At 42.5% G+C, this 12312-nt stretch carries 11 protein-coding genes and 1 riboswitch; of the genes, 8 read left to right on the top strand and 3 right to left on the bottom strand.

From position 1 onward, the window contains the following. Window positions 1-96 precede the first annotated feature (96 nt). The 8 genes from ypfJ (at window position 97) to WMO13_RS08480 (ending at window position 8266) form a co-directional block, all read left to right on the top strand. A complete protein-coding gene (gene ypfJ, locus WMO13_RS08515) occupies window positions 97-969 on the top strand; it encodes a KPN_02809 family neutral zinc metallopeptidase (RefSeq protein WP_026878179.1) in 873 nt (290 codons plus the stop codon). A 165-nt stretch (window positions 970-1134) separates the two neighbouring features. Beyond that, window positions 1135-2109 (top strand): octaprenyl diphosphate synthase, encoded by a 975-nt coding sequence (gene ispB / locus WMO13_RS08510; protein ID WP_026878178.1) that lies wholly within the window; start codon window positions 1135-1137, stop codon window positions 2107-2109. A gap of 318 nt (window positions 2110-2427) precedes the next feature. Then, window positions 2428-3480, top strand: coding sequence for a zinc ribbon domain-containing protein (locus tag WMO13_RS08505; protein WP_026878177.1), 1053 nt, complete (start codon window positions 2428-2430; stop codon window positions 3478-3480). A gap of 395 nt (window positions 3481-3875) precedes the next feature. Continuing rightward, on the top strand, window positions 3876-5000 hold the full coding sequence (locus WMO13_RS08500; protein WP_026878176.1) for a calcium/sodium:proton antiporter: 1125 nt from the start codon (window positions 3876-3878) through the stop codon (window positions 4998-5000). Between the two features lie 259 nt (window positions 5001-5259). After that, window positions 5260-5368: riboswitch (TPP riboswitch) on the top strand. A gap of 54 nt (window positions 5369-5422) precedes the next feature. Beyond that, entirely contained in the window at window positions 5423-6094 is a 672-nt protein-coding gene (locus tag WMO13_RS08495) for a thiamine phosphate synthase (RefSeq protein WP_051396043.1), read from the top strand. A 42-nt stretch (window positions 6095-6136) separates the two neighbouring features. Continuing rightward, window positions 6137-6382 carry a sulfur carrier protein ThiS gene (gene thiS, locus WMO13_RS08490; RefSeq protein ID WP_245601130.1) on the top strand — a complete coding sequence of 82 codons (246 nt, stop codon included), beginning with the start codon at window positions 6137-6139 and terminating at the stop codon, window positions 6380-6382. Window position 6383: 1 nt separating this feature from the next. After that, window positions 6384-7154 (top strand): thiazole synthase, encoded by a 771-nt coding sequence (locus WMO13_RS08485; protein WP_026878174.1) that lies wholly within the window; start codon window positions 6384-6386, stop codon window positions 7152-7154. 26 nt (window positions 7155-7180) lie between these two features. Next, the gene (locus WMO13_RS08480) at window positions 7181-8266 is read left to right on the top strand and encodes a ThiF family adenylyltransferase (protein WP_245601129.1); all 1086 of its coding nucleotides are present in this window, start codon (window positions 7181-7183) and stop codon (window positions 8264-8266) included. Window positions 8267-8630: 364 nt separating this feature from the next. Here the strand turns inward: WMO13_RS08480 and WMO13_RS08475 are convergent, their stop codons facing one another. Genes WMO13_RS08475 through WMO13_RS08465 form a run of 3 tightly spaced genes read right to left on the bottom strand, consistent with a single transcriptional unit; the run spans window position 8631 to window position 12222 of the window. Beyond that, a complete protein-coding gene (locus WMO13_RS08475) occupies window positions 8631-10085 on the bottom strand; it encodes a cytochrome c (RefSeq protein WP_026878172.1) in 1455 nt (484 codons plus the stop codon). A 3-nt stretch (window positions 10086-10088) separates the two neighbouring features. Beyond that, window positions 10089-11684: a GMC family oxidoreductase gene (locus tag WMO13_RS08470; protein ID WP_026878171.1), complete on the bottom strand. Its 1596-nt coding sequence runs from the start codon at window positions 11682-11684 to the stop codon at window positions 10089-10091. A gap of 25 nt (window positions 11685-11709) precedes the next feature. Then, on the bottom strand, window positions 11710-12222 hold the full coding sequence (locus tag WMO13_RS08465; RefSeq protein ID WP_051396042.1) for a sugar dehydrogenase complex small subunit: 513 nt from the start codon (window positions 12220-12222) through the stop codon (window positions 11710-11712). Between the last annotated feature and the right edge of the window lie 90 nt (window positions 12223-12312).

The raw sequence follows: 12312 nt of genomic DNA, 5'->3' as shown, positions 1-12312 counted from the left end.
GATAAAACGTTACATAACACGTGAATATTGCTGAATTGCTCTAATATGAAATGAGTAATAGTAATCAATCATAGATCATCATAGGAAATAGCTATTATGCGTTGGGAAAATGAGCGTCGCAGTCAAAATATCGAAGATCGTCGTGGTAAGTCAAGCGGTCGTGCTAGTGGGGGTGGAATGCCTCTTCCATTGAAAGGCAAAGCCGGAATAGCACTATTTGTCGTAGTTTTAGCTGCAGGATATTTTGGTTTTGATTTGACCCCATTATTAAATGGACAGATGGCATTGACAGGTCAAACGACTGATGGGCAGCCTTATACCCCCACGGCAGAAGAGCAGGAAATGGCAGATTTTACGGCGGTTGCCTTAGCGAAAACAGAAGATCTCTGGCGTACTCAGTTTAGTGTACAAGGCATGCAATATCGAGAGCCCACATTAGTGATTTATAACGGGAGTACTGGAACAGCCTGTGGTTATGGGCAGGCGGCAATGGGGCCTTTCTACTGTCCTGCCGATGAGAAGGTCTATTTGGATCTGAGTTTCTATAATGATATGAAACGCAATTTAGGCGGTGGCGGTGATTTTGCCCAAGGTTATGTCATTGCCCACGAGATCGGTCATCACGTGCAGAATTTGCTCGGGATCTCAACAAAGGTTCGAGAGTTACAATCAAGGGCTAAGAGTAAAGCCGAGGCGAATCGTCTTTCGGTGCAATTAGAGTTACAAGCAGATTGTTTTGCCGGTATTTGGGGTAGATCAGTGCAACATCAAAATCTCTTAGAGGCAGGTGATGTGGAAAAGGCGATGAGAACAGCCGCTGCAATCGGGGATGATCGCCTGCAGAAAGAATCACGAGGCGTAGTGGTGCCCGATAGCTTTACCCACGGTACATCGCAACAACGACAACAATGGTTTATGCGCGGTTTTAATAGTGGCGATCTTAACGCTTGTAATACTTTTGCGCAATAATGAGTGATTATAAGGGGCACTGTTGGATGGTTGCCATAAAAGAAGTCCCATAAAAGAACCCCCATTTATCACAAATTCATTTATAATGAGGGAAGTTTTGGTTAAATTGTAACTCATTAAAACTGATTGAAATTTCTTATTTTGAGAATGTAAGGTATCTACACAATGTCAATAGAAGCAGTTCAAGCGCTTGCAAAAGATGATTTTTCCGCGGTTAATCAGAAGATTTTAAGTGCGCTTCATTCCGATGTCGTCTTGATTAATCAAGTCGGGCAATATATCGTCTCTTCAGGGGGCAAACGTCTACGTCCTTTAATCACGCTACTAGCGGCAAGAGCTGCGGGTTACGAGGGAGAAGGACACATTACTGCAGCCACATTGATTGAGTTTATCCATACGGCGACTTTGCTACACGATGATGTGGTCGATCACTCTGATATGCGCCGTGGACGGGAGACTGCCAATGAGCTTTGGGGGAATGAGGCCGCTGTTTTAGTGGGTGACTTTATCTATACTCGATCATTTCAGATGATGGTCAGCCTTAAATCGATGCCGATTATGAATATTCTTTCGGATGCGACCAATATTATCGCCGAAGGGGAAGTGATGCAGCTGATGAATATCGGCGATCCTGATACCACCGAAGAGAATTATATGAATGTTATCTATTCCAAAACGGCTAAGCTCTTTGAAGCTTCCGGCGCTGTAGCGGGGATTTTAGCAAGAGAGGCGGGCGGGGATGATTATGAAACGGCGCTTGCGACTTACGGAATGTATTTAGGGACCGCTTTCCAATTAGTGGATGATATCTTAGATTACTCGGCAAGCGCGGCGGAGATGGGTAAAAATACCGGCGATGATCTTGCGGAAGGAAAGCCCACATTACCGCTCATTTATGCGATGCGTGTGGGAACGCCGGAAGAGGCAACACTGATTCAAGATGCGCTTGTGAATGCTGATATCTCTAAATTAGAGACGATTTTAAAAGTCGTTGCGCGTACAGAATCGCTGGAATATACGCACCAAATGGCAGAAAAACAGGCGGATCTTGCGGTAGAAGCATTAGCCCCATTGCCAGATTCCCCTTATAAAGAAGCCTTAAAAACATTAGCTTACTATGCAGTTGAACGGAAGTTCTAAGGGCTCTTAAAAGGGTTAACCCCTAATGATGAGTAAATTGAAGCAGTAAAGTGATACAGTGAACGTTAGAATTGAGCGTTAGGGTTGAATTTTCGAATTAAATCTCGGAAAAGACCTTATTAAATAAGAGAATTTTTACCGGAAATTCATAGAGTTGCTACAATAAAGTATCACAGCAATATCACATCAATCGATGACGAAGAGATGGCGATCTGAAGATGGTCATCTCTTTTTTTAATGTATTCAATATATTCATGATCAATAGCGTGATGAGCGCGTTTCATACATTGACTATTTTTAAGATGACAAGGAAGAATGATGAGTCGATCAAAGCGTAGAACAGAGAAATGGTTAAATCGCCTATTATGGATGGTGGCGATTCTATTTGCCTTTTTCTTAACAGGCATAGGAGAGCGTGTCATTAGCGATCTGCCGGCAGTGACAGAGCGGTTAGAGGTTGAGAATTTCTATCAAGAGCCTGATTATAGTCAGTTATTGGCCCAAAACAATCAATTAGCGGAGCAACTGAATGCACAGGAACTTGTCAAAAATGGGGCGGCAGAGGCTTTAACGATCGCCCAATTAGCCTATGGTAATGAGAAAGAGATCTTTGAAAATTGGCTGAAAACGCGGGGAGCGACCTTAGATCCAAAGCGAGATCCTGAGTTAATGACCCGAACCGAAGCCTTAGAAGCAAGCCGGAATCGAATTGCGGAGCTTGAACGAGAGAATCTCTCGGCACAGAAAGATTGGCAAGCTATTTTGAATAAGCGAGAAGCGTTACTGCAAAAGGTCAACACGCTCACCGATCAAGCTTGGGAACGCTATTATCAGGCCGATCGGCGACAGGTTCTACAGATTTTCCTGATTCGATTAGCAGTCACTTTACCGCTCTTAGTGATTGCCGGCTATCTCTTTGTGAAGCGCCGAAACGGTCGCTATTGGCCTTTTAGTTGGGGATTTATCTTCTTTGCGCTCTTTGCCTTTTTCTTTGAATTAGTGCCCTATCTTCCAAGCTATGGGGGTTATGTGCGCTTTAGTGTGGGCTTGATCCTGACATTCTTAGGCGGTTATTATGCGATTCGCACTCTCAATCGTTATCGCGAAAAGCAGCGACAAGAAGAATCGGCGACGGATGTGGAGCGCCGGAAGATGCTCAATTATAGCTTTGTATTACAACGGCTTGATAAATCACTCTGTCCCTCTTGTGAAAGAGGCATAAATTATCGTGATCCCTCAATTGACTATTGTCCACATTGTGGTATTACTCTCTATAAACGATGTCCTACTTGTCATGTCCGTAAAAACGCTTTTCTTAATTTCTGTCCTACTTGCGGTACAAAAGAAGAGGCGCAAGTGACAAATGAATAACGGATGTAATTTTGATTGCACCACTGATGATTTAAGTAAGAAAGGCTTATTTGAATAAGTGATAAGGCTATACTATTCAATAAGTTATTTTATTATTTAGGGGCTGTTGGGGGGTGCTTATTCTACTTTACCAATGATATTTGATCCCTTTGATTAATCGTGGGAACGGTTATTGTTCGTGTGTTGAATGTCAATATGTGTAGAATAGAGCGCTTTATTGTCAAAAAATGTATAAAAAATAGCAATTTAGCGATAAAAAAAGTAAAATAAAACGCCAAGTTGATAATTAATAATTATCGTCAGATATTGACGTTGGTCAACTAGGAGATCTTCATCTGTCAAGGGCGCGTTGCCTGCGATAGTTTATATACCACTTAACAGATAAGGAGATATTAATGGGATTAATTGATGGTCAAAAATATAAAGGAACTCGACATAAGGAGTATGCGGTTATATTAGCTATAGCCGTCATCTGTTTTGATCTTTTCTTTGGTTCAACCCAATCTACAGCATTTCTCTTTGTGATCAACATTATCTCCTTGATCGCAATTCTCTATAGTGCATTTAGTGTGGTGCGTCACGCAGACGTCTTTGCCCACCGTCTTGGAGAACCTTACGGCTCTCTGATTTTAAGCCTTTCTGTGGTTATTCTGGAAGTGAGCTTAATTACTGTTGTTATGTCATCAAGTCCAGGGCCCGGTCCTGATGGAATCGATCCTTATGCCACCTTGATGCGTGATACGCTCTACTCATTGATTATGCTGGTGATCAGTGGATTTGTGGGAATTTCACTACTGATTGGCGGTAAAAAGTTTAAAACACAACACGTTAATCTTGCCGGTGTTACCCAATATACTACGGCGATTATTCCACTTGTTTTAGTGGTGCTCATTCTTCCAAGCTTCTTAGAGGGCGGAAGTTATAGTAATGGTCAACTGATCTTTGTGGCACTGTTATCTGCTGTGCTTTATGCCGTATTCTTAGTAATTCAAACGAAAACACATCAAAGCCTCTTTATCTATGATGATGAAGACCAAGATGAGAATCATAAAGGGATGCCTTCACCGTACTCAAATACTTGGCACGGTATCTGGTTGATTGTTCATTTAGTGTCGGTTGTTGCGGTTACAAAAGTGGATTCAGCGCCACTTGAGTCTCTACTTGCAAACCTCAATGCGCCTAAAGCGTTAACGGGTTTGATCGTCGCGATTTTGATCTTCGCACCGGAGGGATTAGGTGCTATTCGGGCGGTATTGAATAACAACCTGCAACGAGCGATCAATATGTATTTCGGTTCGGTGCTTGCAACAATCTCATTGACCGTTCCGGCAGTTGCGATTATCTCGCTCTTTACGGGTAGCCAAATTATTCTAGGCTTGCCAGTTACAGATGTGATTCTCGTGAGTGGTTTGTTTGTACTGTGCCAAGCAACATTTGACAGCGGACGGACCAATCAGGTCGATGGGGTTGCGCACTTAGTGATCTTCTTCGCTTACCTGATGTTACTGCTCGGTAGTTAAGAGAAAATCTATCGATCGGTAGGATGAGTACCGATGATATAGCAGTACAGCTCAATAATTTAATGCAGCGATATTCTGAAAGGGGTGTCGCTTTTTTATTGACTCTCTCTTTAGAAAAGAGAGTTGCCCATTGTCAGAAGATCTTCTATACTCGATGATTCAACGCGATATTGATCGTATTACAAACAGAATTACAAATTGCGCATTGTACGCTGATAGGTAGAGGATACACCTTTTTATCAGTGCCATAGCGCAGACAATATTCCCCTAGAGGTGCTGTTATGAACAGCTGAGATCGAAGTGGTACTTCGGGACTCTTAGAACCTGATCTAGTTAATACTAGCGGAGGAAAGTGGCGAATAATGGATCGGCAGAATCCCTCTGCAGGTCGATTATGATCTTATCTCCGCAACGGAGAGAAGATGTTACAGTCCTTACAGCTACACGCAGTCACACGAGATATCCCCACGATTGCTGATCAAGCATTGGTGGCGCATATTGGTGCGCTTTTGCCGTATGTGGATGCGATTCAACTACGGGAAAAATCTCGCTCCCCTAAAGCGCTTGCGCTATTGATTGAACGGCTATTACAGGCAGATATTCCTGCGGATAAGCTCATTATCAATGATCGAGCAGATATTGCGCTGACCTTTGGCATTCAGAAAGTTCATCTAACTGAGCAGAGCTTACCTTTAAGCCGATTAGAAGCCACTTTTCCCACTTTGCAATGGGGGAGATCGTTTCATTCTGTCAATGCCGTGGAGAAGCAACTTTCCCATTATGACTATGGTTATTTAGGGCACATTTTTCCCACAGAAGCGAAAGAGTATGCACCATTAGGTGTTGATTATCTGCGGTTAGCCTATGAAGCCATCAATGCAGAATGTCGCCTCAATGGAGGGAATAATGCCTCTGCCGGCAAACTAATTGCTATTGGCGGCATCAATCTTGGCAATGTTGAAAGCCTATTCCCCTTTGTCGATGGCATCGCCTTGATGTCGACTCTATTTCCCTTGAGAGATTACCGCTTAGATACCGATCAAGCCATTCGACAAGCCACACAATTTCAGCAGATTTTGATGAAGAAAGAATAGAGAGAAAAGAGAGAGAAAAGAGAGAGAAAAGGAGCGGTAACGATGATACCTAAAAATGCAATTGCCGAGGATATGAATAAGATCACGATTCAAGTGAATGGTGAGTCGATGCAGGTTACAGCGGAAGTGAAATCGGTGGCGGATCTGATTGAGAAGCTCAATCTTTCACATCGGCGATTTTTTATTATTGAGAAAAACAGGACAGTCATTTCCCCGGAGAATTACAAGGTAGAAACAGTTTCTGCCGATGATTGTTTTGAAATAGTCCATTTTGTAGGAGGTGGTTAAGATGACTTTAAAAATAGGAAACTTTGAATTTAACTCTCGGCTCTTTTTAGGCACAGGGAAATATCGCAACTTTGAGGAGCAGAAAGGGGCTGTGGAAGCGAGTGAAACAGAAGTTTTGACCTTTGCTGTTCGGCGTATGAATATCTTCGATGAGAATCAGCCCGATCTATTAGAAGCGCTCGATTTAAGCCGTTATAAATTATTGCCCAATACCGCCGGCGCTTATACCGCAGAAGAAGCCGTACGTACCGCAAAGCTTGCTCACGCGTCAGGGCTATGCGATATGATCAAGGTGGAAGTGATTGGTTGTCAGAAAACCTTACTGCCCGATCCTATAGAAACCTTGAAAGCCACAGAAATTCTACTTAATGAGGGAATGACCGTTTTAGTCTATACCTCGGATGACGTGGTATTAGCGCGCAAATTGCAAGAGATGGGTTGTCACGCCATTATGCCGGGCGCATCTCCTATTGGTAGCGGACTTGGGATTATTAATCCGGTCAATTTACACCATATTATTGAGCAAGCAACGGTTCCTGTGATTGTCGATGCCGGCTTAGGCAGCCCGAAAGATGTGGCTTTTGCAATGGAATTGGGGGCTGATGGTGTTTTGATGAATAGTGCAGTAGCTTATAGCGAAGATCCTATTAAGATGAGCCGGGCAATGAAACTTGCAGTAGAAGCCGGGCGGTTAGGTTATGAAGCGAAACGAATGCCGGCAAAATTAACGGCCACAGCGAGTAGCCCTTTAACGGGCTTGCTTACAAGCTAGAAATTCATTTTTGAAGAGGTGCGTTGGTGGATAAAGTGGATCAGCATTCTGTTTTGACAGAAGTAGAAGAGGTGCGATATAGCCGGTTGATGCGATTTCATCGTATTGGTGAATCGGGTTTGATGCGCTTTCGGCAAGCGAAAGTGGTGATTATCGGTTGTGGTGCATTAGGAACGCAGCACGCGGAAACTTTAACGCGCGCCGGCTTTGGTCATTTAACCTTGATTGATCGAGATTTTGTAGAGTATTCCAATCTACAGCGCCAAACGCTCTTTACCGAAGCAGATGCTAAGCAAGCCCTGCCGAAAGTGATTGCCCTTAAACATCATCTTCAGAGTATTAATCCTGAAGTTGAGATTACAACGCATTTAATGGATGTGGCTAGTGATAATATTGAAAGATTAATCGCTGGCCACGATCTGCTGCTAGATGGAACGGATCATCTCTCACTAAGGCTTTTGATTAATGATGCCTGTTATAAGTTAGATATACCTTGGATTTTTGGTTCTGCTTTAGAGAGCTATGGCATGAGCTATAACTTTAATATTCCAGCGCACAATAGCCCTGAAGAGAATCGTCCTTGCCTTCGCTGTTTATCGGATTATCTACCATTAGATACGCAAGATAGTTGTAGTTCTGTCGGTGTCATTCAATCGATTTTACAGATAATTTCCGGGATTCAAACAACGGAAGCGATGAAGTTGTTGATCGACCCTTTAGCATTGAGGAACACTCTTTTAACGATTGAACTATGGCCTTTTCATCAACAAAATATCGCCATTGAGTCCCTTAAAAAGCCCAATTGCCCAACCTGTGGCGATCATCCCACTTATCCTGCACTCAATCGCCCTAAGCGTAAAGTACAAAAGCTCTGTGGCGAGGGAACGGTGATGATTAGGGAAGAGAATCCTCTTGATCTTGAGATGCTAAAAGTTGCCCTCGATAGCGATAAGGTCAGTTATCAATACAATGCTTACTTTCTCAATATTCATCTAGCCCAACATCGAATTATCCTCTTCGCAGATGGTCGAGGAATTGTCTATGGCGCACGTGATGAAGCAGAGGCGTTGAGGGTTTATGAGGAGATCATGATGCATTACACAAAGCCGTGATAAGGTGAGGGATCTACGCTAGGTGTAGGGGTCAGGATCGTTTCTTATTTGCGAGTTTAGTTCAGGATTCATTGTATAGGCAGATCGGTTCAAAGTAAGCTTATTGAAATGCCGGCGCATCGGCTGATCGAGGCAAGGAAGCTGTTCTATACGGCATCTTGCAAGTGTTGTTGAGTAAGGATTTTATCTTCTCGTTAAAATCCCATACTAACTGCTTAAAAACCTTTTTTCTTAAATCCAATTTACTATAGAATTTATTCCATCAGGATTAAAAAATCCCCTTAATAGAGAAGCTACTAAGAGGATTATTGATGTGATCTAGATTTTGATATAGTTTTTTAAACTAGTCGTCATTTAGCGCGTCTTATTTTTTTCTAAAAAATATTAGCTTTAAAATATACAAAATCACTAGTGCCGCTACAATAAAACCAGCAATGGCTAATAATGAAGCGTATCGAATTAAGAATGGTGACTCACCACCTTGAGCGATCACAACCACATCATTTTCAGAGAGGGTTGCTTTCCCATCCCCAAATTTTTCTGTCACGTAATTTGCAACAGAGGCAATTTGGGCATTATTGAGCCATGAATAGATTTCTGTATATTCCTCTGCAAATGCTGGCATGAGTGTTGTCACTTCATGGGTTTTTCCATCTTCGCGCATGACCCCTTGCATAATTTTCATGACAAGGTTGGTACGGTCTGAACGTCCAACGGTACTGTTATGTGTCAGTGCAGGCGTATGATGATCTAATGAACCTTCTCCATTAATGCCATGGCAGCTTGAACACGCTTGGTTATAGAGAATTGCACCGTCTAAGGTGGAGTGATCTCTATTAGCCTCTGATTGATTGTCCGTTGAAGGATAGTTCTCATAATCCGTCCAAATAACTTTCTCTCCCTTAAAGCTATATGCCGGAGCTTGTTGTGCTTTATTTGAGATCGCAGGTGTTTTTTGTAAATAGGCCACAACTGCCTCTAGGTCGCTATCAGTCATAAGAGAGAAACTCTTATCAATGGCTTCTGCCATAGGGCCGGCCGCCGATGATTTCCCCTCAGCTTTCCCTGTTTTGAGATAAGTAAAGAGTTCATCAAAACTCCAGCTACCAATTCCTGAGATTTTATCAGAGGTAATATTAGGCGCATGCCAACCACCTGCATCTCCACCTGATAGATATTGGCTGTAATCCTCTGCTAACATCTGATTGCGTGGAGTATGACAAGTAGAGCAATGCATTAAGCCATCAACAAGATATTTACCACGATTTTCTATTTCTGAAAGATTTGGATCCGGTGCAAAAGGTTTATTGTTGGCAAATAAGCTATTCCAAACAGTCATTGCTCCTGGAAGATTGAATGGAAACTTAAGTTTCGTGACTTGAGTCGGTGCTTCCTCAATAGGCTCTACTTGCTGCATAAAGTAAGTATAAAGTGCTTTAATATCTTCATCTGTCACGGTTGCAAATGCAGTGTAGGGCATTGCCGGATAGAGATGACTACCATCAGGGCGAACACCTTTACGAACAGCATTAGCAAATTCCTCTAATGACCAATTACCAATCCCAAATTCTTTGGATGGTGTGATATTGGTAGAGATAATTTCACCCATTGGCATTGCAAAAACAAGACCGCCAGCATAGGGCTTATCGGGAGATGTTGTATGGCAAGCGACGCAGTCACCGGCGATAGAGATCTGTTCCCCTTTTTTGATGAGCGCAGAATCAAGCCCATTATTGGCTTGAGCAAAAGAGAGACTCAGTGTTGATAAGCCAATGAGAGCGGTACCGGTTATCAGTTGTGTCAGTTTTGAAATTTTCATCGTTTATACCTCCCTTGCAATGATATCTGCGGTACGAATGCCGAGGGCAATTGCTGTTAATGTGGGATTAACAACCCCTCCTGCAGGAATTAACCCAACAGAGGCGATAAAGAGATTGTCATGATCAAATGTACGGCCTTCATGATTTGTGACAGAATCTTTCGGATTATCTCCCATAATGAGTGTTCCCATTAAGTGATCATGATTTTCCCAATCGGTATTAATCGTAAGAGATTCTCCACCCATTAAGCGCGTAATTAAGCGATATTGATCTTTTGCTGCTTCAGCACCACGCTGTACATAACTATCCACGTCATAATGGATCTTAATGCCTGGTAGACCAATACTATCTTTCCAATTTGGATTTGGCATAATTCGATTCTTAGGATCTGGTAATTGTTCAAAGAATGTGTAGATAGAGACCCAACGAGATGACCAATCCATGATCTTTTCATCAAGCTCTGTTCCCATATAACCTTGCGCAATTAATTTAGACGCAATATCTACCTGAGGGTTATTATTCGCAAAACTATGTTTATTCGCAGAGTATTGAGATCTAAAATCTCCTTCACGCCATTGATTAACAGTGGCTTGCTGTACAGGTCCACGCCCCATCCACATTGGTTCTTTTGCGAGGAAATTCATAGAGATACCGACGTGGTCCATGAGGTTTCGGCCGACCATATCTGATGAATTTGCAACATCATTCATCATCAGTAATTTAGCTGACTCAAAACTATGTGCCGCAATAACAAAGGCTTTAGCGGTTAAGGTATGTTCACTACCATCGGGTTTTAGATATTGAATTGCTTCAATTTTGTTATCTTTACCGACAATAATTTTATGAACAACAGCTTCTGTAATGAGTTGTGCGCCATTACGTACAGAACGCATTGCATGCACTGAGCCATTGTATAGCGTACCGATCGGGCAGATCTGATCACAGTTGTTATTACCTTGACAACCAGGACGACCATCGTAAGATTTTGGAATTCGCACAGTAGGCTCATGAATCACAGCAATACCTGCAGGCTCAAGCGCTTCTTTGATCTTTGTGGTCATATAGATATCTGCTTCAGGCTCAATTGGATAAGGTTTTGAGCGAGGTGGGAATGCTTTTCCCGGATTAACGCCAGATTGATCTTCAATATCATTGCCAGCAACACCGATCGCATATTCAGCACGAACATAATAAGGTTCTAAATCGTCATAGGTCATTGGCCAATCGCGACCGACACCATAGAGCGTTTTGATTTTAAAGTCACTAGGTGTATAGCGCCATGTAGCACCGCCCCAGTGAGCTGTTGTACCCCCTACAAGTTTGAGCATGCCCGGCATCATATTAAATGAACCGATATTCTCAAGATAGCCTTCTTGATTACTCGTAGGTGCCCAAGGATTATTGGGATAAGCGTTGTTACGATCATAGTGGCGACCAGAGTTTTTAAAGTTTTCAAGCAGCTTCCAGCGAGGAATACTCGGGCCTGCTTCTAGTAAAATAACCGATTTTCCTTTCATTGCGAGTTCATTCGCCACATTTGATCCCACTGCTCCGGAACCGATGACGATCACATCAGCATCATATATTTTTGTACTCATTGTTTCTATCCTCTATTGAGATTACTTAAGCTTTAGGCAATGTTGCCCAATAATTGGTCGTCCAATGGGAGTAGCCGGGAATGGGGGTATACTTCTGCGTTAGCTTATAGGTTTCAATTTCGGTATAAGTGACGAACTCGACACCATCATGGGCCCGTTGTTGAATAGGGGTGCCGGCATATCCTAAATAGAAAGTTGAGATAATATCTCTTGCAGTGTTTACATAACGCTGCTTAAATAGCGGGTCATTTTTTAAAGTATCGATACTAGAAAAACCTTTATCTTGAATATAAGCTGAAAGCTCTGCCGCATCTGTTTTGAAAGTACTGCTGACTTTTGAGAGAGCATCAAAGGCTCGAGCGACCAATTGAGGATCGAGTTGTTTATTAGTGAGGAAGTTAGCGAGCTTGAGATCTGCCTCTTGATGGACAAGATTTTGGGCGAAGGATAGAGGGCTTATTAACATTAATGCAGAAACTGCACAGCCACTCATCAAAAATTTCCGGCGGGAAGGATCGTTTGGAATATATTGATTCATAATTCATTATTCTCCATTTGTTGCAATTAAAATAATTAAAATTTTGTATGCATACATTAACAAGAGAAATATTGACCTTTGTCAATCAAA

The organism is Ignatzschineria larvae DSM 13226 (assembly GCF_038500265.1).
GTDB classification, from domain to species: domain Bacteria; phylum Pseudomonadota; class Gammaproteobacteria; order Cardiobacteriales; family Wohlfahrtiimonadaceae; genus Ignatzschineria; species Ignatzschineria larvae.
This window is presented reverse-complemented; position numbering and strand designations above follow the sequence as displayed.